This is a genomic window from Rhodococcus sp. GA1 (genome assembly GCF_024321955.1).
In the GTDB taxonomy this organism is placed as follows: Bacteria; Actinomycetota; Actinomycetes; order Mycobacteriales; family Mycobacteriaceae; genus Rhodococcus; species Rhodococcus pyridinivorans.
Map to the genome: position 1 here is coordinate 4,931,051 of NZ_CP097186.1, position 22,895 is coordinate 4,953,945.

Sequence of the window (22,895 nt, forward strand, 5' to 3'; positions counted from 1 at the left end):
TACCTCCCTCACTGGGCTTGCCGCAGATAACAGGTCCGCGTCGCGCACCGCCGGAGCGGAGTCGGCGCAGGCCGGATGTCATGATGCTACAGATAACAGGGTGTTATCCGTGGCAGTCGGAAAATGGCCTCACCCGAGTACCGGGCGATGCTCATGGGGTGTCTATGCGCCGATTTCGCGGTGGACGCCGCCGGCGGCGGTGTTGACCGCTTCGGCGAGGGTGGGGTGGATGTGGATGGCTTGGGCGAGTTGGGTGTAGGTGGCGCCGGTGGTCATGGCGGTGACGGCCTCGTGAACGAGGTTCCCGCCGTCGGGTCCGGCGATGTGGCAGCCGAGGATACGGTCGGTGGCGGCGTCGGCGACGAATTTGACCAGGCCGCGGGTGTTGCCGATGGCGCGGGCTTTCACGACGCCGGTGAAGTCCTGGCGCCCGACGACGACGTCGTAGCCGGCGGCGCGGGCGGCAGGTTCGGTGAGCCCGACGGCGCCGACTTCGGGGTCGGTGAACACCGCGTGAGGCACGATGCGCCCGGTCGTGGTGCGGTCCTGGCTTCGGAATATGGTGCGGTAGACGATGTCGGCGTCGTCGCGGGCGGTGTGGGTGAACATGGGCCCGCCGCGCAGATCGCCGAGCGCCCAAACATTTTCGGCGTCGGTGCGCAGGGAGGCGTCGACGGTGAGGAAGCCCTGTGGGTCGGGTTCGAGACCGAGGTACTCGAGGCCGAGATTGTCGCTGTTGGGGGTGCGTCCTGTCGCGATCAGCAGGTGGCTGCCGGTGATGTCGTCGGCTTCGCTGCCGGTGCAGCCGAGCCGGATGTTCCCGGTGGTGCCGGTGGCCGCGGTGCAGGTGGTGCCGGTGAGCACGGTGATGCCGTCGGCGGTCATGCCCTCTCTGACGGCGGCGGAGATGTCGGGGTCCTCGCCGGGCAGCAGCCGGTCGGCGCGTTGGATGAGGGTGACCTCGGAGCCGAATCGCCGGAACATTTGGGCGAACTCGCAGCCGACGTAGCCTCCGCCGACGACGAGCAGATGTGAGGGCAGGTCGGTGAGGTCCAGCAGGGTGCGGGAAGTGAAGTAGGGGACGGTGTCGAGGCCGTCGATGGCGGGGATGGTGCTGCGGGTGCCGGTGACCAGCAAGATCCGGTCGGCGGTCAGGTCGGTGCCGTCGACGGTGAGTGTGCGGGGTGCGGTGAAATGTCCTGTGGCGTGGTAGAAGTCGAGGTCCGTTGATTTCTCGACGGTGCGGTAGGAGCCCGCGCGGATGGAGTCGACGATGGTGTTCTTGCGGTCGACCACGGCGGCCAAATCGACGGTGACCGGTTCCGGGTAGGCGGACCCCGAATTCGGCGGCGCGGCGCGCCTGGTGCGCCACGGCGGCGGAGGCGATCATGGTCTTGGTGGGGATGCAGCCGCGGTTGAGGCAGGTCCCGCCGAGCAGTTCTTTCTCCACGAACGCGACGCGGCCGTGCCGGGCCGCGCGCAGCGCGAGCGGCAGGCCGGCCATGCCGCCGCCGAGTACCAGGGTGTCGTAGCGTTCGCTCATGTGCTCGGTGCCTTTCCTCGATCGAATCGCTCTGGAAGGGGTACGGCAGTCGACCGGTCGGCGCGGTCAGCGCGCGTGTTTCTCCTCGATTGTGGCGGGTGCGGGGGCGCAGCAGTCGTTGTCGGGGGTGGCGTCGCGGTGTCGGGCCCGGGTGTTGCGGGCAACGACGGTGGCGGCAAGCGTGGCGGCCACGGCCGCCACGGCGAGAATGATGACCGTGCCGGTGTGGTTTTGAATCCAGATGCTCACCGCGGCGGACCAGGCGGTGGAGCCCATCGCGGCACCACCGGTACTGCCGATAGCGGCGGGCCACCAATACCAGACGAGGTAGGCGCCGGTAGCGACGAGCACGACGGCGGTGATGCGGGTGCCGTGGCGGGCGAGCACCGCGAGGTAGCGGGTGGCAGCGGTGCCCGCCGCGGCGGTGGCGAGGCTGACCAGCAGCAAGACCGTCGCGGCCCCGGCGGCGTAGACGGCGAACACCACCAGCAGCGCTGCCCATCCGGCGGTGGCCTGGGCTTGGGCGATCACGGCGAGCAGCACCCCGAAGGTGCACGACAGCGACGCGGCCGCATAGCCGGCACCGGCGGCCACCATACCGGTGGTGGTCATCGATGCGCGGGGCGGGCGCTGAGCGCGGCGGGGCAGGCGCAGGCCAAGGCCACGGCCGGTGAGCATGACCAGCCCGAGCACCGCCAGCGCCGCGCCGACGGCCAGGCCGAGGCGGGGGCCGCGGCGATGAGCGCGCGGGCGCCGGCGCTGACGGCCAGGCCCGCCGCGGCGAGGGTGCCCGCGAATCCGAGGGTGAGCGCGGTCCCGGCGCGCAGGGCGCGCGCCATGCGGACCGGGAACGCGTCGGTGGTGGTGTCGCCGAGGGTGTGGGTGATCCAGGCGGGCAGCAGCGCGAATCCGCACGGGTTGACCGGGGCGAGCATCCCGGCGGTGAACGCCAGCGCCAGCAGTCCGCCCATCACGCCGCTCCCGCGTCGCGCAGTGCGGTGGTGATCTGGTCGGCGGACGGGTCGGTGGCGCGGTAGGTGACCTTGCCCGCCGGATCGACCACGACCAGCGTCGAGAGCGACGCCACCGAGAGTCGTGTGGTGAGGGTGGCGCCGGTGTCGATCACGGCGGGCAGCGCCTGGGTGCCGGTGAAGTCCTGGAACCCGGCCACCGTCTGCGCGGATTCACCCGGATCCATGTCGACCAGCACGAACGACGCCTTGTCGCCGAGTTGTCCGGCCGCCTGCGCCACCGATTTCGCGCCGCCCACGCATTCGCCGCAGCCGACGGAGAAGAAGAACAACGCGGTCGGCTTGTCACCGGGCACGCTGATGGAGGTGCCGGTGACGGTGTCGACCTGCACCGGCGCCACCGGATCCTGCGCCGTCGTGTCGGTCGAGGTGCACCCGGTGAGGGCCAGGGCTGCGGACAGCGCCAGCGCGGCGGCGGCGAGGGCGGGGCGGCGAAAGCGTGGCAGAGTGGCCATTCGAGGACAGTGGCCTTTCGTGCGGGGGGCGAGGGAGTGTCAGCGCGGTCTCGCGACCGCTCATCGGGGTGTCAGAGTTCGAGACGGTCATGCCGGGGTTTCCGTCCGGTCGCGGTCGGCCGGAGCCGACCGAGGGGATCCGGGTCGGGGCGGACAACACCCCGTGGCCTTACGGGCGCGGCGCCGCAGGGTGTAGCCGACGGCGGCGGCCACGACCAGCACGCCTGCGGCAAGCAGCCACGGGCTGGTCAAGACACCGCCGAGACCGGCGAGCACGCCGCCGGCGATCAGGGCGGGACCGGCGCAGCAGGCGACCATCACCAGCACGCCACCGGCCACTGCGAGCAGACCACCGAACCCGCCCGAGTCGTTGTCGGGTGTGTTCATCGCCTTGTTGTCGGGTGTGTTCATCGCCGCCCACTACCGTCCGCGGCGGGGATGCGCGGGCAGCAGCCCAGCGCGGCGGAGTTGTCGGCCGCCAGCGACCGCGCCAGCATCACCAGGTCAGCTACCCGCGGATCACCCACGGAGTACCGCAGTTTCTTCCCGTCGCGGCGCGCGAGGACATACCCGCAGTCGGCCAGGCAGGACAGGTGTACCGACACCCGGGGCTGCGAGATGCCGGCGTGTTCGACGCAGTCGGCGGAGGTGCGCTCCCCGGCGAGGATGAATTCGAGGAGCTTGAGCCGGGTCGGATCCGACAGGGCGCGAAAAAACTTCGCCGTCGTATCCAGATGCGTACACGCCGACTCGGCACCGGGCACGGTGACAGTGGCGGTGGTGGACCGGGCCATGGGATCGCCTCCACGAGACTTGAACTATTCGGATAAACGCATAATATGGTTCCGGTAGATATTCGTCAACACGAATAGCAGCCGTTGTCGGTTCAGCGGTTGCCCGACCAGGAGGCACCCTCGTGACCTTGACAGATTCCCGCGCCGATCTGGCGATCATCGGTTCCGGCTCGGCGGCGTTCGCCGCCGCCATCGCCGCGGTCAACCTCGGCAAACGGGTGGTGATGGTGGAGCGCGGGACGGTCGGGGGCACGTGCGTGAACGTCGGGTGTGTGCCCTCGAAGGCGCTGCTGGCCGCCGCCGAGGCCCGCCACGCCGCCGAGGCGGCGGGCCGGTTCCCCGGGCTCACCCCCGCCGAGGTGCCGCTGGATTTCCCCGCCCTGATCGCGGGCAAGGACGCGCTGGTCGGGCAGCTGCAGGCGGAGAAGTATGTCGACCTGGCCGCCGACTACGGGTGGGAGATCGTCTCCGGCACCGCGGTGTTCGACGGCAGCGCCGAGGCACCCGTGCTGCGGGTCGCGCGCGCCGAGGGCGGTGTACGGGTGATCGAGGCCGACCAGTATCTGATCGCCACCGGTGCCGCGCCCTGGGCTCCGCCGATCGACGGCCTCGTTGAGGCCGGGTATCTGACCTCGACCACCGCCATGGACCTCCAGCAGCTGCCGGAGTCGCTGATCGTGGTGGGTGCGGGCTATGTGGGGCTCGAGCAGGCCCAGCTGTTCGCCCGCCTGGGCAGCAAGGTCACGGTGATCGCGCGTAGCCGGCTGACCTCGGGTGAGGAACCGGAAATCTCGGCCGCGCTCGAGGCCGTCTTCGCCCACGAGCGCATCGACGTGCTCACCGCCGCCACCGTCGAGAAGGTCCTCGCCGACGACGGGCACAAGGTGGTGACCGTGCGCACCGGCGGCGGCGCCAGCACCGAGCTGCGGGCCGAGCAGGTGCTGATGGCCACCGGCCGCCGCCCCAACACCGCCGGGCTGGGCCTGGATGCGGTCGGCGTCGCCGTCGACGAGCGGGGCGCGGTCGTGGTCGACGACCGCCAGCGCAGCAGCAATCCGCGCATCTGGGCGGCCGGGGACGTGGCCGGGGATCCGCAGTTCGTGTACGTGGCCGCCGCGCAGGGCACCCTGGTCGCCGACAACGCCCTGGCCGGTGCCGATCGCGTCCTGGACTACACCACGGTGCCGCGCGTGACGTTCACCAGCCCCGCGATCGCCTCGGTCGGACTGACCGACGCGCAAGCCGCCGCGGCCGGGCTGGCCTGCCAGTGCCGGGTGCTGGGGTTGTCGAGCGTGCCGCGGGCGCTGGTCAACCGGGACACCCGCGGCCTGGTCAAGATCGTCGCCGAAGCCGGCACCGGCCGGATCATGGGCGTGCACGCCCTCAGCGACGGCGCCGGGGACCTGATCACCGCCGCCACCTATGCGATGACCGCGGGTCTGACCGTCGACCGGCTCGCCCACACCTGGGCGCCGTACCTGACCATGGCCGAAGCGCTGAAACTGACCGCGCAGACTTTCACCACCGACGTCACCAAACTGTCCTGCTGCGCAGGCTGACGCCGTCGGACGGGAGGCAGTGATGAACGGACACATGACGATCGGGGACCTCTCGGCCCGCACCGGGGTGCCGGTGAAGGCGCTGCGCGAGTACACCGACCTCGGCCTGATCTACACCCTGGGCCGCAGCCCGGCCGGCTACCGCCTCTACACCGACGACGCGGAGTGGTGCGTGCGGTTCATCGGCGAGCTGCGCGGCCTCGGGCTCACCATCGCCGAGATCTGCCAGCTCACCTCCACCGACCGTGACGACCACGGCCGTTCGGTCGGCGCCCATCTCGCCGAGCTGCTGCAGCGGTCGCGGCAGCGGCTGCGCCCGATGCCGAGCAGATCCTCGACCGCATCGACGCCTTCGAAACCGCACACCGTGCGCATCTGGCCACCGACGACCTGTGCTGGGCCGGTGACCCGTGCGGATGCGAGCTACGGGCTTGACCCTCACCCCGGGGACAGACCCTACCGTCGGCACCGTCACTGTCCGATCGCCCTCGAGGAGTCCGATCCCATGAGTACCGACAACCTCACTGCCGACGTTTTCGCCAAGATCCTGCCCGCCGGCCGGGACCGGGCGCTGATGCGCGCCGCGCTGCGGCTGCTCGCCCACGGCACCCCGGTCACCGTCACCGAACTCGCCGCCGCCGCGGGAGTGCCCGACCTCGACCCCGCGCAGACGCCGATCGGCGCCGACGTCGAATACGACGAGGCCGGCCGGATCGTCGGCTGGGGCCTGACCCTCAACCCGACCCCGCACCGGTTCAGCGTCGGGACTGCTGCACGATGGGGTGACAGATACGGTCACGCAGCCTGTGCGGCCGGTGTGGTCATGGTTGTTTCGAACTCGACTGGCGTCAATCTGCCGAGTCTGAGCTAACGGCGTCGGCGGCGGTAGGTTCGCTCAAGCGAGGTGACGATCGCAATGCGCGACTGCTCGCGTGTGACCCAACGCTGTCGGCCGAGGACGTTGCGTTGGAGCAGCGCAAAGAACGATTTCCATCGCGGCGTTGTCGACAGTCGCCGGCCGCCCCGACCCATCGACCCGACCAGGCCGTGGCGGCCCAGGGCGCGGACGAATTTCCGGCTGCGAAATTGCGACCCATGATCGGAATGAACACGCACCCGGCAACCGAACCCCACCGAGCCACTGCGGATTCGAGGGTGGCCACGGTGAGCCTGGACTTCATCCGGTCACTGATGCACCACAGTTCGATGTCACCTGCTCCGACATCAGTCCCGTCGGTGGCCACCAGCTCTACACCTGGTGTGCCCCCGACACCCTCATCTTCCCCGCCGTCATCGGCGCACCCGCCTGCATCGAATCCGACTGCCCGATCACGGGCACCACCGTGCGCCTGACCATCGACCCCGTCACCGGGGTCAGCGACCTGGAACCGGCCACCGCGATGGTGGCCTTCGTCGACCCCGACCGGATCCAGCCCGGTCACCTCCGCGCCACCTGCTGCAACCCGCAGATGTTCCTCGCCACCTCCGACGCCGCCCACCACTGGCAGGCGAAATTCCCAGGCATGACGGTGCTGCCGGTCACCGACGCCTACCACCAGCTCGCCCGCCCCCTCGCCGACGCGATCACCGACCCGACCACGACCACCGGAACCAGCGCCTGCTGCTAGATCGCGCCGCCGCCGATCCGGGCCGGCGCTGCGGGTCAGAACAGGGTGTCCCGCACGCGCAGCGGCCGGTACCCGGTGGGGCCGAGCTGGGCGAGTTCGGCGTCGATGTCGACCTCGATGGCGCCGAAGAAGTTGATGTTCTCGCTGTGGGCCGGGGAGATGTGCGTCAGCACCTCGTCGTCGATGCGCCGCCCGGCCCGCCGCATCTGTTCGGTCGCCAGCCCGTAATACTCTGTGGTCCAGGCGATGACGGCGTTGGTCGCCAACGTGAGGCACCATGCCTGTTCGGTCTGTCCCTCCAGGTGCCTCGCGCGCACGGCGCCTTCGTGCGCGTAGAGCAGGTCGCGGCGGAGCGCGTGCAGGGATTCGCCCTTGTTGAGCTGTCGGGAGATCTTGCGCCGATAGCCCGGGTCGGACAGGTACCGGGCGGCGTAGATCGTGCGCCGCAGCGCCCCGTATTCCTTGAGCGCCGCCGCGAGGGCGTTCTGCCGGCCCGACGCGGAGAGCTTGCCGACCAGCAGCGACGCGGTGGCGTGCCCGAACTTCAGCGACCCGCTCAGCCGGAGCAGGTCGTCGTAGTGCTCGGCGATGAGATCCAGATTCAGCTTGCGGGTCAGCAGCGGCCCGGCGTGCGGGAACGCGGACTCCACCTGGGCCCGAGGCGCCGCCCGATACAGGGTGATCCGGCCCAGGTCCCGGATGCGGGGCGAGAGCTGCAATCCGAGCAGGTCGAACAGCCCGAAGTTCACGAGGGTGACGCCGTGCGTGTCGGTCGCATGCTCGGTGATCGGCAGATCCGTTGCATTGCCGAGGATTTCGTCCAGCACGTAGTGAGCTTCGCGTCTCGTCGCGACGATGACCTTGGTGCCGTAGGTGGCGTGCTGATCGGTGACATGGGTATACGTGCTCAGTCCTTCGTTCGCGAAATAGCGGCTCAACGCTCTGGCGGTGACCGATTTGCCGCGGGTCGGGAACCGTTGCCCATCACTCGACGACAGGGTGCCGGCGCCGAAGACCGGGGTCAGCGGCAGCCTTTGGTGGTAGTCGATGATCGTCAGGTTCGCCGCCCGCAGCGTCTCCTCCCGCACATACCATTCGCTGGTCCAGGCCAGGATGTCGTAGGAGAGGCCCGACGCCTCGGCCATTCGGGTCAGCCCGAGGTTGGTGGAGTAGGCCAGCAGGACGGCGATGAGGTTGCGTTTCAGCTCCGGGCTGCGGGCCTGTTTGCCGCCGGCGTGGGTGAAGCAGTCCAGGTAGCCGGTGCGTTTGTCCAGCTCGATCAGCAGCGACACGATCGGCGCGAACGGCAGCATCTCCGTCAGCTCGGCCTTGAGCGCCGTCGCCTCCGCGGGCACATCCTCCGCCGACAGCGGTGAGATCACCAGGTCACCGGCCTCATCGAGACGGACCGGCCCGTCGCCGCCGGCGAGCACCTTCTCCAACTCGCCCATAGCGGCGTCGAGCTCGTCGGTGGCGGTCGCCAGCGCGCGAGCGGGATCAGCGGACTTGCCGACCAGGCGGCAGAACTCGTCACGCTGCGGCTCCCACGCCTGCGGGGTCAGCAGGTACGCGGCCGGGTCGGCGTAGCGGCGCGACCCCGGCACGAACACATCCCCGCTGCGCAACCCGTCACGCAGCCCCAGCAGCACGCACAGCTCCCAGTAGTGCCGATAGGCGGTGGTGTTACCGGCTTTGCGGGCCTCGTCGAGGTAGCCGCGCCACTTCGTCGGCACGAACCCGGTCGGCGCGTCGTCGGGCACCTTGCGGGTACCGGTCGCGTTCAGCTCCCGCAGCATGTGCACCCCGATCAGCAGCTCGGTCGCGGCGGTGCCGCCGGCGAACCGGACTGTCGACAGCACCTGCGGGGTGAACTGCCGCAGGTAGGAGTACGAGCTGTCCAGAGCGGCCAGGTGCCCGTGATCGCGCGGCAGCCGAGGCTTGGCCTGCGCGACCGCGGCCCGCAACCGCTCCCATCCGATCCGATCGCCCCGGATCAGGCCGCCGATCTCCTCGTCGGGGATCTGCAGGTCACAGACGATCGCCAGCAGGTCGTCGAGCAACCCCTGCCGATCCTCTCCGGCCTTACCGCGCTCGGCCAGCTCGTCGCGCATCCGGCGTTCGGCCTTGCTCAACCTGGCCGAGATCGCCTGATCGAACAGCTGCACCACCTCGTCGAGCACATCGGTGGCCGACTGCGCCAACACGGTGAGCAGAATCGGGTAGCGGCGTTGCGGATCCCGGCGTTCGAGGGCTTGGCCCGTCAAGCGGCGGCCCACCGTCGCCAGGAACCGCCGCCGCTCCGCCGGCAGCACCGACATGTCCAGCTCATCCGCGCCCAGGTTGCGCAGGAACACCAGCTTCTCGACCTCGGCCTTCACCGCGGTCGCCGACGCCTCCACCGGGCCGGTCGACAACCACCGCAACCGCGACATCTCGATCGACGGGTCGACGACCAGCAACGCATCCAGTTCCTTACACCGCTGCGGCGTGAACTCGCGCGCCAACCGGTCGTAGGTCTCCCGCTGCGCCCGCGTGCGAGCGTGCGCGACCCGGCGGACCACCGTTTCCGGGCCCGGCCGGATCACCCGCGCCGAGATCAGGTACTCACACGCCAGCCGGAACAACAGCGTCGGCGAATCGTGCTCCATCGCCCGCGCCAGCAGAAACTCATCCAGCTCCTTCAACTCCATCGCCCCGGCAGGCCGCCACCCCAGATACTGGGCCACCAGCCGCACATGCTCGGTCCGCGTCTGCGCCCGCTTGCCATACGAACGAAGCTGCGCTGCATCGATATTCAGCTGATCCGCCAGCCGGGCCACCGCCACCGGCGGCGCCGACGGCACCTTGTCCGGCACGAACCCCAGCCACGGCAAGGTGCACAACGCCACCGCCAGGCCCAGACGGACCGCAGGGCCCCTGCCCTGCGGAGCAACAAACGCCAGATCCGCCGGGGTCAGCGTGAAGTACCGGAACAACTCCTCACGACTGATCTCCGGGAACTCCCGCAGGCGCTGCAACTCCTCGTCCGCGAATACCCGCGTCGCCACGAACCCCAGCCTCCAACACGCCGACCAACCTCATCGGCAGACAAGCCAAGCACCAACCACCCCGGCCCGCAGCCCGAACCGAGAAATCGCCGCTGACCAGGCACTACGCGAACTTCGTTGTTTTTTGCGCCATTACTACCGGGACCCCCTGTTACCAAAGTGATGCCTGATGCGTTTGCGCTTCATAGGAAAGCGTTTACGTTTTGAGGCAGCGATGGCGCCGCCGCTGACCCTGTACTGGAGTGTTCCCGCTAAAGTGGCCACTGCAATTAAGCGGCGAGTTCGTATATGTCTCTGAATCCTAGTTCAAACTCGGCTGGTGTCAAATAGCCCAGTGTGGAATGTCGTCGGGCCCTATTGTAGTACTCCTCAATCCAGGTGAATGTGCTCTTTTTGAGTGCTTTTAGAGTGGGCCACGGGCGCGTGTGAATGAGTTCCTTCTTGTAGCTCGCGAAGAATGATTCTGCGACCGCGTTGTCGAAACAAATGCCAGTGCGCCCCAATGATCGTCGGATATTGTTTTTCGTGCAGTACTTATCGAAGTCGGTGGACGTGTATTGAGTTCCGCGATCGCTGTGGAATATGACTTTTCCGGGTGGTCGACGACGAGCGATGGCCATGTCCAGTGCGTCGGTGACCAGCTCGGTTCGCATGTGGTCGGCCACGGCCCATCCGACGACCATCCGGGAGTGCAGATCGATGACGGTGGCCAGGTACGCCCAGCCGTTCCAGGTCCGTACGTAAGTAATATCGCCGCACCATTTGGTGTTCGCCTCGGCCGCCGTGAAGTCGCGGCCGATGAGGTCAGGTGCCCCAACGGGGCTGTCTCCGGCGACGGTGGTGCGTTTCCACGCCTTCGGGTGGCGGCCTTCCAGACCTGCGACCTTCATGAGCCGCCACACCCGCTTGTGCGAGACCCGGTGGCCGCCGGCGGCGAGTTCCGCACGCATGCGCCGAACGCCGGGACGGCCGTTGAGGTGCTCGTAGTGGTACTCGATCAGCGCTGTTAACTCGTCGTCTCGGAGGTCTCGAGCTGAGCGCGACTTGCCGCGCCACTTGTAGTAGCCAGAAGTCGATACGCCGAGTTGAGCACACATGAACGTGACCGGATATGAATCGGATTCAGCCCAGTCCGCGATAGCCGCGAATTTCACCGCGGGTCTTTCGCGAACCAGGTCGCTACTTTTTTTGCGAACTCCACCTCCATCCGGGCGTGCTTCACTTCTTCGCGAAGGCGCTCGAGTTCCGCCCGCTCGTCCTCATTCAACGGGCGGTCAGACTCACCGTTTCCCTCGTCTCGAGTCTTCTTCACCCATTTCCCCAACGTCATCTCGTGAACGCCGATACTGCGTGCAACTTCGGCGATCGCACGGCCATCATCGATGACCAAACTTACCGCGTTGGCCTTGTACTCGGCAGTGAAGCTCCGACGAGTAGATCCCATAATCCGCTCCCTCTATCTTGGGGGAACTCACCGCTCATCTCCGGGTGTCCACCAGAGCGGGAACGGTCCATACCACTCGAAAGACAGTAGGTGTCAGATGGATTTGCACACTCAGCGTGGTTCCTTCATGTCTCGACACAGATGGCTGGGCCGGTGTGTGGTCGCCGGCACGGCTGTGGTGATGATTGCCGCCGGGGAGTCGGCAGCGCTCGCACAGCCGACCACCACCAGCCCGGCCGCTCCCACGACCACCACACTCTCGACCGCCCCAGACCTCGCACCGACGGACAGGCCAGTCGAGACCTCGGCTGATCCCTGCCTGGCACCCACGACCACACCGTCGTCCACCGCGACCGCGACGACGCCGCCATCCGTGCCGTGCGCGACGACTCCACCGGCGCCCGAGCCCGTGCCGACAATCTCGGCGACCGCTGCGGCGCCGCAGCCTGCGCAGGCCCCGGCGGTTCCCACGGAAGTGAGCACCCAGACCCCGGAATCGGGGCCGACAGAAGTACCACCGATCAGCAAGGTTCCCTACGCGTCGGGCCCCACGGAGAATCCGAACGCGACGATCGTGCCCGGACAGATGCGGTCCGACCGGCAGGAGATCCCGGAGCCGTTCACCAAGGCCGACGCCGACCTGGCCGAGACATTGGAGGCTCAGGCCCAGGCCTCCCGGTCTGCGTTCGCGCCGATGGCGTGTCAGTACTTCTGGCCGTCACCGCATATCGTGTGCGGGGCGATCCTCGACAAGTATCTATCCCTCGGTGCGGAGAACAGCTTCCTCAAGCACCCGATCAACGTCGAGCTGTCCAACCCCGACGGCATCGGATCCCGCCAGGAGTTTCTTGTCGGGCCAATCTACGCACATCCCACCGCCGGCGCTCACCCGGTCGTCAACAGCTTCATGACCAAATGGGGCTCGTTCGGCTGGGAGGCCAGCTTCCTGGGCTATCCCACCACCGATGAGATCGTCAATTCCGACGGGATCGGTCGCCGCCAGCACTTCCAGAACGCGGACATCTACTGGCACCCTGTCGCTTCACCTGGAGCAAATGTCATCGGTGGTGCGATCCGGGACAAATGGGCACTGACCGGTGGGGAGGGACCCGGCGGCCTGCTCGGGTACCCCATCACCGACGAGATCTGGGTCGGAGCCAGCAGCGAAGGCCGCATGAACCGCTTCGAACGCGGCGTCCTTTACTGGCACCCCAACCACGGAGCATGGCCCGTGACCAGTCCGGTCCTCGACGAATGGTCTACAGCAGGCTACGAGCAGAGCGTCTATGGATATCCTGTATCCGATGCGAGCCCGAACGACATCGGAGGAACGTTTCAGGCCTTTGAACATCGGGACATTGAAACGCCTCGTTCACCCGTCAGGTCAGCGTACTCCTGCATCGACGTTGCGCTTAGCACGGCCCAGGACTCCGGATTGACCTCCGGCTTCCAATTTGGTTGCACACCGTTCGGCGTAACGGTCACAGGCGCAGGCGGGCAGAATGTCTTCGTGGTACCGGATTCCGAGTAATTCAACCAGGCCCCGTCAATACCACGCCTCAACAACTCCACAATAGAGTGCGACACGATGGAGCCGACCAACATTTCCGCGCCGAGCTTGAACGGACCGCGTGTATCCAAGCATGTTGATTTGTGTATCGGTGCCGCATCCAGCTCGGGGCAGGTCGAGTGGAGCAAAGAGTTCGCCTTCCAAGTTGCAAACATTCTCGACAATAGGACTAACCAACGGGTCGAGACCAGAGTGACTACCCTCGGCTTCCCGTCACGAACTTTCGCTCTGACCTACCGAGTGCGACAGGATATTTCTAGAGCCGGGGATCGGACTGTAACGGAGAAGACCCTCGTTAATTCTGGGACGGACACCAATCCGGCATACAGTACCTATAATACTCCGCTCTCTGAGGGAAAATATTTCGTCGAGGTAATCAATCTCGGACTGGAGATTCCGTCGCTCGGATACGACCAAACATTTGGCGGGCTTCGGTTCGCGATCGGTCGGTACACTTGTTCGGAATATTCAGGAAGCGGGCCCGGCGACCTCTGCCAGTGGACAAACCCCATCGACGACCACACATAAACTGCGGCTCACGCGCAGCGAGCCAAGTGGGACATGGCCGAGCGGGAGTTTCACGGACGGGAAACCAACCAATTCTCGAAACTCCCGCTCCTTGTCGACCTGACGGTGCGCCTGATGCCATGGAGGTCCCGAGCCTCACCGAAGCGAGGTCGGGAAGGCGGACGATAGGCGGTAGCAAGGAAGCTCGCCCTAAAACACCTTTTCTTTTTATAACCTCAGTACGAGAGGTATCATGAGCTATTGGGACAACCTCTGCGAAACACGCTCCGTTTCCAGAATTCAGCAATTCGACCACATTGAAGAATCCGGGATCTCCAGTATCCTTATAAGGCCGTCGGGATACTTCTTGATAGAAATCGAAGGACAAACGTCAAGAGACGGAATTCTACGGTTTTTTCTTGCAACTGTCGCACCTATGGAATCGGCGTGGGAGGTGTTAGTCGACGGAGTCGAATACAGTCGCAATGTGGGACGAGTTGGGATGAGCTGGTTGAGGGCAGATGGAGAATCCTATACGACGTCTGCTCCCTACGTTCCGCGGCCACACTATCTCTGCCCATCTAACCTTGTGTTCTACGACAACCTGCCGATCTGGGGATCCACCATCGAGCGCTATGCTCGCGACTTCATTCCCGATCGCGTGTCTATGGGCAACGAGCGCTACAGTCGAATTTTGTTCCGTCCGGACGAACGTCGACAGAACGAGGGTAGTCGAGCGGAGATAATTATCGATTTGCTTCACCGGATAGCGGTCTACTACAAGATCGACCATCCCGATGGGGCAGGCATCGAAATGGCAGCCTCCAAGGCCCGAATCATATCCGAACCCGGGAATAGAGAGACCGAAGAGGTCTACGCGATCGATTTCCTTTAACGATCGGTCCCGTCGACTACCTTCTCCAGGTTCTCATCTGGAGAACAAACAGGTCCGCCGCTGGCCTGTACGCGCTCAGAGCCAGTTGCTACCGCTCGCACCGCATAAGAGACGCCCGGACCTAGGCCCGAGATATGATCTCTTTGCCCATCGTGGACGACGATCCTACGCCTCCAGGAGTGTGCAGCAGTGGACCACTACCATCGAGGTCGTGGCGTGGTTGATATTCTGTGCTTTCGGCGTTGTGGCATTGGTGGCGTGTGTGGTTCTGCCAAAGGGCTCCCGACATGAGCGGACCCCTGAATCCCCTTGGTTCTGGATGGTATTCCCTGTCACGTGCCTCATGATCGTAACCTCGGTAGGGGTCTTCATGGCCTGGCCACAGGCCATGAGCAGTTCCGGGAGTCTCTGGTGGGACTTGTCCGGTCCGAGAACACCGACAGGGCAATTCCTGTCGAGCGAGCAGTACCACGAGATCACCATGTGGAATCGGATGAGATGGCTGCTACCGGTGGCGTCTGTCGTAGGAATCGGGCTGTCCGTGTGGGCGTGGCGTCGAGGTCGCGTATAGGTGCACCTGCCCAACGTCGACGCAGAGTGTCGACGGCATGTGAATACTGACCCCGGCATGGCAGGCGGGCGAGTTCTGTTGCACCTGCGTGGGGTTTTGATTATGTGGACAACTCGGCGCGGGCAAGAGGCGGACCCAGGACCCGACTGGCCATTCAGGCATGTTCGGGGCACAGCAGCGTTGGGTCCGTTTGCCATCCGGCGTCGGTGAGCCACTGTTGTACCGGATCGGGCAGGACGTCGTTGGTGTCGATTTCGGCGGCGAATTCTCCGGCGAGGATGGGGCCGTCTCCACAGACGGTGCAGGCAACATCGACAGCAGGTTCTTCAGGTTGGCAATTGCGGCAATGGTTTCGAGCGACGATTTCGCCAGGGACGTCGAGGTCTCGGTGTAGCCAGGTGACGGCCACGTCGGCGCGTTGGTGAGCGGCCTCGGATCGGGTGCTGGGCTCGTGCCCGCAACTCGGGCAGGCACCCCGTGTCTTCCGCACCGGGACGGGGTGCTCGAGTATGTCCAGGCCAAGGTCGGTAGAGGTCGTTGTCTCGGAACCTGCCGATACATCGTCGGACTTGCTCAGGTGCCCATAAAGAGTGGTGCGGCGCACGCCGAGCAGTCCGGCGATCTGGGCGACGGTGTGCGTGTTGGCGTCGTAGAGACGTTGAGCGTGCTCGACCTGCTCGGCAGTGAGTTTCGGTGGGCGCCCGCCCTTGCGGCCGCGAGCCCTGGCTGCGGCAAGCCCATTGCGGGTGTTGGCCACGATCAACTCGCGTTGGAGCTCGGCGAGCACCGAGAGCATCCCGAACATGGCGCGGCCCTCTGCGGTGGCGGTGTCGATGCCCTGTTCGAGCACCTTCAGGCCGACGCCCTTTTTCCCGGAGTTCGGCGCCGAGGCCGATCAGGTGCAGTACCGAGCGGCCTAGCCGGTCGAGGCGTGTGATCGCGAGTTGGTCTCCCTGTCTCAGCAACCTGAGCACCAGATCCAGTTGGGGGCGGGATGCCTTCGCGCCGGAGGCGTGGTCGACGTGGATGTTCTCGTCGGAAACGCCGGCCCGGCGCAGCGCGTCGATCTGGTGATTCGGGTTCTGGTCGCCGGTCGAGACGCGGGCGTAGCCGATCAGCACGTGTCGACAATATCCGACGGTGAGGTTATCCGACGTAGTTTCTCGACACGGGTATTCAACATCCTCGACCTGGATAAACGGTTTCACGCTCAACCCTGTCGAGAAACGAAGGTTTTTCGACACAACCAAAGGTGGTGGTTACCGTCTCGGCCTCAACCCCCGCCACCTCCCGGCCGCCGGCCACTCCCGCGCGGTTCCACAGACCATAGGCGTGCACTCAGCCATATCCGCCCGATTTTTCCCGAGTACTACGGCTACCCCCTCGTGCTGCGGATACCGGCGATCGTGGCGACGGTGGCTGCGGTCGTGGTCGTCGCGCTGATCGCCCGCGAGCTGGGTGGTGATCGGCGTGGCGCTCGCCGCGCTCGTGCCGTCCGTCTCGGTGCCGATGTCCAACAGCGACGTCGGGGAACGGATCGCCGCGAGCACCGCGGGCGCGTACGAGGATCTGTCGGCGCACAGCCCAACCGCGCGTACGGCTATTTCCCTCTTCCCGACGAGTCGAGCACCGATGTGCTGTTCACCGGTGCCGACCCGTTCGACCTCGAACCGTATTTCACCGAGATCCGTGAGGTGCGCGGACCTGTGAGCGACGACATCGACGCCCGGGTGTGGCTGCTGACGGGAAGGACCACCGGGTGGCACGAGATCCGGCAGCAGATCCGCACACTCGACGTGGCGTGAGCTACGGCTGGGTGGCCTTCGCCTCGTTCTTCCGTTGCACCATCTCGCCGATCCAGGCCGGCGCGTACGGTGACGTGCAGCCCGGTGACGTCGGATAGTCCTTCAGCACCTCGAGGCGTTCGCCGATGTCGAGCGCGCGGGCCCGGTGGTCGAGGTGTTCGATGCCGACCTGCGCCAGGCACGTGTTCATCGCCCACTGCAATCGTTCGGGGGCGTCGCGCATCTGAGCGTCGATGATGTCGAGCAGGCCGGACAGGTCGAGGCCGTCGGCGTTCTTGACGACACGCTCGGCGGTGAGTGCCCAGCCTGCGCTCGCGACGATCGGATCTGGATCGGTCATCCATCGCCCGCGCAGCTCCTCCGCGTGCGGGTTCTTCTTCACGACGTAGTTCACGAACCAGTCGTGCACCTTCGGGGTGCCGGTCTCACGGACCATCGTGTCGAGTTCGTCGGCGGTGAACGCCTTCGGGCGGCAGATCAGCAGCGCGAGCAGCCGGGCGGCGGTGTCGCCGGTGGCCCAGAGTTGCTGCGCGAGCTCGTGCTGCGTCTTCACCCGCTTGGCGACGGCGCGCAGGGCGCTGAGGTTCACGCCGTGGTCGTCGCCGTGTTTCTCGTTCACCGCGCGGATCTTCGGGTCGTCGAGTGCAGCGAGTTCGGTGAGCAACTCGTCGATGGTCGGAGCGTCCGTTTTCGTCTGTGCCACCGCGATCTCCTGTCCGTATGTCGGTCGCGCCTCAGCCTACGAGCGTCGGGCGACGGCCTGGGCTGGTTCCATCGTCGATTCGGGTGGGTTCGGCGTCGCTGAGTGGGATCGGATCCACCCGGATCCGTTCACAGGCCGAGTTGGGTGACCGCGTTGCCGACGAGACCGGCGTGGTGGCGGCTGTACAGCGCGACCATCCGTTCGTCCGCGTGTCCGGTCTGCGTCATGATCGTCTGTGTGGTCGCGCCGCCGCGCACCGCCTGGGTGACGAACCCGGCCCGCAGGCTGTGCCCGCCCAGGGTGGCGACGAGGTCGTCGCTGAATCCGGCGCGGCGGGCGCGGCGCTGGATCATCGAGTGCACGGACTGCCCCGACAGCGCGGTCGTCCCCACCGCGCCGCTGTGGTGCACCGGCCGGAACAGGGGCCGGTCGCCGTCCTGCGTGCGCCCGGCCGCCAGACCACGGCAGCAGTGCTCGGCCGGGTCGGCCGCGGCGGTACCGAGCAGGTCGACGACGGCCTCGCGTCCGGACTCGTCCCACGCGTCGAGCACCTCCCGCCAGCGTCTATAGGCACACACCGGACAGGTGTGCGGATCGGACCCGTACGGCAGGGTGACCGTGCGGCCGCGCGCACTGCGGTCGGTCTTGGACCGGCGGACCGTCACGTAGAGCCCGTCGGCGCGGTGCGGGACGACGTCGGAGACGACGAGCCCGGTGAGCTCCGAGCGGCGCAGCGCCCCGGCCAATCCCATGAGCAGCAGCGCCGCGTCGCGACGTTCGGCGACGCGTTCGGCCCACCCTCCGTCGGCCGCCTCGACGCGCATCGCGGAGAGGATGGTGCGGATGTCGTCGGTGAGCAGCGGGGTCCGGCGCGCCGGCGGGGTGGCCCGATCGCGTCGGATGCCTCGCAGCAGGTCCCGGACCGATTCGTGCCCACCGGGTTTCGGTAGGCCCGCCAGGGCGTGCATCTTGTTGATGGTCGACACCCAGCGCGACAGCGTCGACGGCGCGTACGCCCAGCGTCCATCGGGGCGCACTTCGGCGGCCTTCTCGGTGAGGAACCAGCTCAGTTGCTCGGCGGTGGCCGGCATCGGACTGTGCCCGGTGCGTTCGCACCAGCGGGTGAAGATCGTCCAGTCGCCGATCTGGGCGGCGCGGGTGTTCTCCGAAGTCGCCTTCTCCCGCAGTCGCCGCATCGCGGTGGCGACCGTGTCCGGGACCGCGGGCCCCTCGGGACGGGGCAGATCCGGGCTGGTCACGGCGTGTTGATCCTCTGGACACGCAGGTCGCGGGCGAGATGATCGCGCTGTTCGATGACCAGGCGCCGCAGCGCGGCCGGGGCATCGGTGTGGGCCTCGAGCCAGGTGTCGACGGGTTCGAGGCTGTCGGCCGCGGGAAACAATCCGACGACGATGCGGCGGGCGATCTCGATGCTGCGGCTCGTCCACGTCTCACAGAGCACCGCGAAGTAATCGGTGTCGTAGGCGGAGATCAGGTCGCGGCGCTCGCCGGCGCGGAACCCGGCGATGGTCGCGTCGAGGTGGTCGTTGGTGAGGGTGTGGTCGGCGAGGATCGTCGCCCACGCGTGCGCCTTGACCTCGGCGCGCGGGCGAGAGGCGAGCGCGCGCAGGTGCGCGGTGCGTCCCGAGGCGGTGTCGTCGTTGCGCAGTTCCTCGTCGAGGTCGGCCTCGTCGGCGTCGCCGGTCGTGGTCAGCGCTGCCCACCAGCTCCATCGCAGGTCGGGGTCGAGGCGCAGGCCCTCCGGCGGTGCGAGGTTGCCGCACAGGATCGCTCGCAGGTCGGCGGCGTGCCGGTCGTCCACGCTCGCCGCGACACCGAGCGCGCGGGCGAATGCCAGCTGGGCGTCGCTGCCGGGTGCGACACCGTGCATTCCGTCCCAGGCCGCGTCGAGCCAGCGACGCCGCGCATCGGTGCGCGCCGAGTCCGGCACATAGTGTTCGACGGCCTGGGCCGCGTTGGCAAGCACCGCGGTGAGCAGCGCGATGTCCGCCTCGTACGGGGCGAACCCGGCGGCCATCGACAGATAGCGGTCGACGGCGAGTTCCCCGTCGCGGGTCGCGTTCCACAGCGCCGACCACAGCAGTCCGCGCGCGAGCGGTTCGCGGACGCGGTCCAGGGAGGACTCGACCGTGTCGAGCGACCGCGTGTCGAGGCGAACCTTGGCGTAGGTGAGGTCGTCGTCGTTGAGCAGCACCAGCGCCGCCTCGGGCAGGTCGACGGGGGTGCGTTCGTCGGCGAGGTCGACCTCGACGCGGTGGGTGCGGACGAGGTCGCCGGAGTCGTCGGAGTCGTAACAGCCGACGGCGAGGCGATGCGGGCGCGGATCGCCCTGCACGATCTCGTACCCGGTCCCGGACTCCTCGAGATGCAGGGTTGATACGCCGGTGGTCTGCAGCCACGCCTGCGCCCACGACGTCAGGTCGCGGCCGGAGGTGCTCGACAGTTCGACGAGCAGATCGTCGAGGGCGGTGTTGCCGAAGGCGTGCTTGCGGAAGTACCGGCGGGCACCTTCGAAGAAGGCGTCGCGGCCGACATAGGCCACGAGCTGCTTGAGCACGCTCGCGCCCTTGGCGTAGGTGATGCCGTCGAAGTTCAGCTTCGCGGCCTCGAGGTCGACGATGTCGGCGACGATCGGATGCGTCGTGGGCAGCTGGTCCTGCAGATACGCCCAGGCCTTGCGGCGGTTCGCGAAGGCCACCCACGCGTCGGTGAACTTGGTGGCCTCAGCGCTGGTGAAGGCGCCCATGAAATCGGCGAACGACTCCTTCAGCCACAGGTCGTCCCACCACTTCATGGTCACCAGATCGCCGAACCACATGTGGGCCATCTCGTGGAGGATCGTGTTCGCGCGACCCTGATGCTGGGCGGCGGTGGCGGCACCGCGGAAAACGTACGCCTCGGTGAAGGTGACGCAGCCGGGGTTCTCCATCGCACCGAGGTTGTATTCGGGCACGAACACCTGGTCGTACTTGCCGAACGGATACGGATAGTCGAAGTGCTCGGCGTAGAAGTCCATGCCCTGCCGGGTGACCTCGACGATCTCGTCGGCGTCGAGATGCTCGGCGAGTGACGCGCGGCACAGCACTCCCAGCGGCACCGTCAGCTCGTCGCGGCTCCACGACGCGTCGACCCGGTGGTACGGGCCGGCGACGATCGCGGTGATGTAGGTGGAGATCGGCTGGGTCGGCGCGAACGTCACGGTCTGGGTGTCGTCGCGCTGCACCGTGCGCTCGGCGGCCTCGTTCGAGAGCACCTGCCAGCGGCGCGGGGCCGTGACCACGAAGGTGAACGGCGCCTTGAGATCCGGCTGTTCGAAGCACGCGAACACGCGACGGGCGTCGGCCGGTTCGTACTGGGTGTAGAGATAGGTTTCGCCGTCGACGGGGTCGACGAAGCGGTGCAGCCCCTCCCCCGACCGGCTGTACCGGCCGGTCGCGACGACGGTGACGACGTTGATCTCCTTCAGACCACCGATGGTGATCCGCGCGCCGTCGTAGACGACGGGCACGAGCTCACCGTTGATCGTCACCGACTCGACGGAGTCGCCGATGAAATCGAGCCAGGCCTCGTCGGTGGAGGCGGTGAATTCGAGCGTCGTGACCGTGGGGAATCCGGTGCGTCGGGCGTCGACGGCACCCCGCAGGTCGAGTTCGACGCGGTAGGAGTGCACGTCGAGTGCGCGGGCGCGCGCGGCGGTTTCGGCACGGGTCAGATTCGCGGAGCTCACGAGTCCCGATCCTGCCATCACGCGCCCGGACCCGGCGGTATTAGCCTGAATCCACCGATGCCCCCGGCGGGTAGCGGCGTGTCGAAATAAAGAAAGCGCCCCCTGAACTGGGATGATTGATGTTCTTCACGCACAAACCAGTCCAGTTCAAGAAAGGCACTTCCAGTGCAAGTGTCCCACACGTTCAACGCCGAGTCCGCACTGTTCGACGACGACAACATCGTGTCGTACGGCGGCCTGATACCGGTGATGACCTTGGCGCAGCTGACAGGCCTGTCCGACCTGCTGACCGAGAAGATCACGATCACCACCTCGAAAGTCAAATCCGGGGCAGCGAACCCCGCTCCGAAACTGACCACCCTGATCGCCGGAATGTGCGCCGGCGCGGACAATATCGACGACGTCGACGTGCTGCGCTCCGGTGACATGACCACCTTGTTCGACCGGGTATACGCACCATCGACCATCGGAGCATTGCTGCGCGAGTTCACCTTCGGACACGCCCGCCAACTCGAATCGATGCTGCGCGCACATCTGGCCGCACTGGCGAACAGGGTCGAACTGCTGCCCGGACGTGCGCGCCAGATCTATCTCGACATCGATTCGCTGCTCCGTCCGGTCTACTGACACGCCATACAGGGCGCGAACTACGGGCACACCAAGATCGCCGGCAAGCAACTACTCCGCAAAGGTCTGTCCCCACTGGCCGCGGTACTGAGCACCGACGACTGTGCCCCGGTGATCGCCGGGATGCGGCTGCGCTCCGGCAAGACCGGATCCGGCAAGGGTGCCGGGCACATGATCGCCGGAGCGATCGCCACCGCCCGCTCCGTCGGCGCAGCAGCACAGATCCTGGTACGCGGCGACTCGGCATACGGCACCCGCAAAGTCGTCCGCGCCTGCCTACGCGCCAGCGCCGAGTTTTCACTGGTGATGACGAAGAATTCGGCGATCACGAAGGCGATCGCCACGATCGATGAGAACGCATGGACGCCGGTGCAGTACCCGAATGCGGTCCGTGACCCGGGCACCGGAGCATGGATCTCCGACGCTGAGGTCGCCGAAATCCGTACACCGCGTTCGCCTTCACGAAGGACCGGACCACCGCCCGACTGGTGGTGCGCCGCGTCAAAGACGCCCGCTACCTCGACGCTCCGGAACCGGTGTGGCGGCATCACCCGTTCTTCACCAACTCGGTCCTGCCGACGGTGGAGGCAGACCTCGTCCACCGCAAACACGCGATCATCGAAACAGTGTTCGCTGACTTGATCGACGGTCCACTCGCCCACATCCCGTCCGGGTCGTTCGGGGCGAATTCCGCGTGGGTGCTCTGCGCTGCGATCGCCCACAACCTACTGCGCGCCACCGGCATCCTCGCAGGTGGGCGGTACGGCCGTGCCCGCGGAGCGACGCTGCGGCGGCGGAGCGACGCTGTCCCAGCTCGTCTGGCTCGGCCGCAACGCCGACCGGTCCTGCATTTGCCCAGTTACTGGCCGTACGCATCGCGATGGTTGCAGTGTGGCACAACACGATCGGATATACGCCTTTGGTGGCTGCCTGAACCCGTCCATCTCCGACGCTGTCGGCTGACCTCG

General features: G+C 66.8%; 19 protein-coding genes and 6 pseudogenes. 8 read left to right on the forward strand and 17 right to left on the reverse strand.

Annotation, left to right across the window (positions count from 1 at the left end):
* Positions 1-162 precede the first annotated feature (162 nt).
* The 7 genes and pseudogenes from M3330_RS22980 to M3330_RS23010 form a co-directional block, all read right to left on the reverse strand.
* Positions 163-1,296 (reverse strand): NAD(P)/FAD-dependent oxidoreductase, encoded by a 1,134-nt coding sequence (locus M3330_RS22980; RefSeq protein WP_255026479.1) that lies wholly within the window; start codon positions 1,294-1,296, stop codon positions 163-165.
* A gap of 100 nt (positions 1,297-1,396) precedes the next feature.
* A pseudogene (locus M3330_RS22985) lies at positions 1,397-1,543 on the reverse strand (FAD-dependent oxidoreductase); the annotation flags it as partial.
* A 66-nt stretch (positions 1,544-1,609) separates the two neighbouring features.
* Positions 1,610-2,155, reverse strand: a complete 546-nt coding sequence (locus M3330_RS22990; RefSeq protein ID WP_235194085.1) for a cytochrome C biosynthesis protein — start codon at positions 2,153-2,155, stop codon at positions 1,610-1,612.
* The gene (locus M3330_RS22995; protein ID WP_235194086.1) at positions 2,152-2,514 is read right to left on the reverse strand and encodes a hypothetical protein; all 363 of its coding nucleotides are present in this window, start codon (positions 2,512-2,514) and stop codon (positions 2,152-2,154) included. The genes M3330_RS22990 and M3330_RS22995 overlap by 4 nt, the downstream gene beginning before the upstream one ends.
* On the reverse strand, positions 2,514-3,029 hold the full coding sequence (locus M3330_RS23000; RefSeq protein WP_005180213.1) for a hypothetical protein: 516 nt from the start codon (positions 3,027-3,029) through the stop codon (positions 2,514-2,516). The genes M3330_RS22995 and M3330_RS23000 overlap by 1 nt, the downstream gene beginning before the upstream one ends.
* An 87-nt stretch (positions 3,030-3,116) precedes the next feature.
* Positions 3,117-3,440, reverse strand: a complete 324-nt coding sequence (locus M3330_RS23005) for a hypothetical protein (protein ID WP_005180211.1) — start codon at positions 3,438-3,440, stop codon at positions 3,117-3,119.
* A complete protein-coding gene (locus tag M3330_RS23010) occupies positions 3,437-3,823 on the reverse strand; it encodes a helix-turn-helix transcriptional regulator (RefSeq protein WP_004018626.1) in 387 nt (128 codons plus the stop codon). Before M3330_RS23010 ends, M3330_RS23005 begins: the two co-directional genes overlap by 4 nt.
* A 122-nt stretch (positions 3,824-3,945) precedes the next feature.
* Here M3330_RS23010 and merA point away from each other — a divergent pair, with 122 nt between their 5' ends.
* The 3 genes and pseudogenes from merA to M3330_RS24590 form a co-directional block, all read left to right on the forward strand.
* The gene (gene merA, locus M3330_RS23015; RefSeq protein ID WP_005195274.1) at positions 3,946-5,382 is read left to right on the forward strand and encodes a mercury(II) reductase; all 1,437 of its coding nucleotides are present in this window, start codon (positions 3,946-3,948) and stop codon (positions 5,380-5,382) included.
* Between the two features lie 34 nt (positions 5,383-5,416).
* Positions 5,417-5,554 (forward strand): annotated as a pseudogene (locus M3330_RS24585) (MerR family DNA-binding transcriptional regulator); the annotation flags it as partial.
* A 333-nt stretch (positions 5,555-5,887) separates the two neighbouring features.
* A pseudogene (locus tag M3330_RS24590) lies at positions 5,888-6,145 on the forward strand (alkylmercury lyase); the annotation flags it as partial.
* Positions 6,146-6,177: 32 nt separating this feature from the next.
* Here M3330_RS24590 and M3330_RS23025 read toward each other — a convergent pair.
* A pseudogene (locus M3330_RS23025) lies at positions 6,178-6,566 on the reverse strand (IS3 family transposase); the annotation flags it as partial.
* A 108-nt stretch (positions 6,567-6,674) separates the two neighbouring features.
* Here M3330_RS23025 and merB point away from each other — a divergent pair.
* Positions 6,675-7,010: an organomercurial lyase gene (merB, locus tag M3330_RS23030; protein ID WP_255029056.1), complete on the forward strand. Its 336-nt coding sequence runs from the start codon at positions 6,675-6,677 to the stop codon at positions 7,008-7,010.
* A 35-nt stretch (positions 7,011-7,045) separates the two neighbouring features.
* Here the strand turns inward: merB and M3330_RS23035 are convergent, their stop codons facing one another.
* From M3330_RS23035 to M3330_RS23050, 4 genes are all read right to left on the reverse strand, one after another.
* Positions 7,046-10,057, reverse strand: a complete 3,012-nt coding sequence (locus tag M3330_RS23035) for a Tn3 family transposase (protein WP_005203168.1) — start codon at positions 10,055-10,057, stop codon at positions 7,046-7,048.
* Between the two features lie 269 nt (positions 10,058-10,326).
* Entirely contained in the window at positions 10,327-11,211 is an 885-nt protein-coding gene (locus M3330_RS23040; RefSeq protein ID WP_204650704.1) for an IS3 family transposase, read from the reverse strand.
* The gene (locus M3330_RS23045) at positions 11,208-11,501 is read right to left on the reverse strand and encodes a transposase (protein ID WP_006898371.1); all 294 of its coding nucleotides are present in this window, start codon (positions 11,499-11,501) and stop codon (positions 11,208-11,210) included. Before M3330_RS23045 ends, M3330_RS23040 begins: the two co-directional genes overlap by 4 nt.
* Positions 11,502-11,612: 111 nt before the next feature.
* The gene (locus tag M3330_RS23050; RefSeq protein WP_219129087.1) at positions 11,613-11,984 is read right to left on the reverse strand and encodes a hypothetical protein; all 372 of its coding nucleotides are present in this window, start codon (positions 11,982-11,984) and stop codon (positions 11,613-11,615) included.
* Here M3330_RS23050 and M3330_RS23055 point away from each other — a divergent pair.
* Both M3330_RS23055 and M3330_RS23060 read left to right on the forward strand, forming a co-directional pair.
* Positions 11,977-13,032, forward strand: coding sequence for an LGFP repeat-containing protein (locus tag M3330_RS23055; RefSeq protein WP_255026497.1), 1,056 nt, complete (start codon positions 11,977-11,979; stop codon positions 13,030-13,032). The genes M3330_RS23050 and M3330_RS23055 overlap by 8 nt on opposite strands.
* Before the next feature lie 799 nt (positions 13,033-13,831).
* Entirely contained in the window at positions 13,832-14,473 is a 642-nt protein-coding gene (locus tag M3330_RS23060; protein WP_156895151.1) for a hypothetical protein, read from the forward strand.
* A 725-nt stretch (positions 14,474-15,198) separates the two neighbouring features.
* On the opposite strand, the gene M3330_RS23065 is transcribed toward M3330_RS23060, so the two are convergent.
* On the reverse strand, positions 15,199-15,894 hold the full coding sequence (locus M3330_RS23065) for a recombinase family protein (protein ID WP_071935020.1): 696 nt from the start codon (positions 15,892-15,894) through the stop codon (positions 15,199-15,201).
* A gap of 73 nt (positions 15,895-15,967) precedes the next feature.
* Positions 15,968-16,288: pseudogene (locus M3330_RS24595) on the reverse strand (recombinase family protein); the annotation flags it as partial.
* Positions 16,289-16,459: 171 nt separating this feature from the next.
* Here M3330_RS24595 and M3330_RS23075 point away from each other — a divergent pair.
* Positions 16,460-16,849, forward strand: a complete 390-nt coding sequence (locus tag M3330_RS23075; protein ID WP_198040621.1) for a hypothetical protein — start codon at positions 16,460-16,462, stop codon at positions 16,847-16,849.
* Position 16,850: 1 nt separating this feature from the next.
* On the opposite strand, the gene M3330_RS23080 is transcribed toward M3330_RS23075, so the two are convergent.
* The 3 genes from M3330_RS23080 to pepN form a co-directional block, all read right to left on the reverse strand.
* Complete coding sequence (locus M3330_RS23080; RefSeq protein ID WP_219129086.1) at positions 16,851-17,552, reverse strand: DNA alkylation repair protein; 702 nt, start codon at positions 17,550-17,552, stop codon at positions 16,851-16,853.
* A gap of 128 nt (positions 17,553-17,680) precedes the next feature.
* Positions 17,681-18,811, reverse strand: coding sequence for a tyrosine-type recombinase/integrase (locus tag M3330_RS23085; RefSeq protein ID WP_071935018.1), 1,131 nt, complete (start codon positions 18,809-18,811; stop codon positions 17,681-17,683).
* Positions 18,808-21,300 (reverse strand): aminopeptidase N, encoded by a 2,493-nt coding sequence (pepN, locus tag M3330_RS23090; protein WP_071936391.1) that lies wholly within the window; start codon positions 21,298-21,300, stop codon positions 18,808-18,810. The genes M3330_RS23085 and pepN overlap by 4 nt, the downstream gene beginning before the upstream one ends.
* 165 nt (positions 21,301-21,465) lie before the next feature.
* On the opposite strand from pepN, the pseudogene M3330_RS23095 reads away from it, so the two are divergent.
* A pseudogene (locus tag M3330_RS23095) lies at positions 21,466-22,861 on the forward strand (IS1380 family transposase).
* Positions 22,862-22,895 lie beyond the last annotated feature (34 nt).

What these genes read in the sequence shown, in the direction of transcription:
- M3330_RS23060 (WP_156895151.1), top strand. Translation starts at nt 13,832, where the DNA reads ATGAGCTATTGGGACAACCTCTGCGAAACACGCTCCGTTTCCAGAATT.
- M3330_RS23000 (WP_005180213.1), bottom strand. Translation starts at nt 3,029, where the DNA reads ATGGCCACTCTGCCACGCTTTCGCCGCCCCGCCCTCGCCGCCGCCGCG.
- M3330_RS23045 (WP_006898371.1), bottom strand. Translation starts at nt 11,501, where the DNA reads ATGGGATCTACTCGTCGGAGCTTCACTGCCGAGTACAAGGCCAACGCG.
- M3330_RS23005 (WP_005180211.1), bottom strand. Translation starts at nt 3,440, where the DNA reads ATGAACACACCCGACAACAAGGCGATGAACACACCCGACAACGACTCG.
- M3330_RS23010 (WP_004018626.1), bottom strand. Translation starts at nt 3,823, where the DNA reads ATGGCCCGGTCCACCACCGCCACTGTCACCGTGCCCGGTGCCGAGTCG.
- M3330_RS22995 (WP_235194086.1), bottom strand. Translation starts at nt 2,514, where the DNA reads ATGGGCGGACTGCTGGCGCTGGCGTTCACCGCCGGGATGCTCGCCCCG.
- M3330_RS22990 (WP_235194085.1), bottom strand. Translation starts at nt 2,155, where the DNA reads ATGACCACCACCGGTATGGTGGCCGCCGGTGCCGGCTATGCGGCCGCG.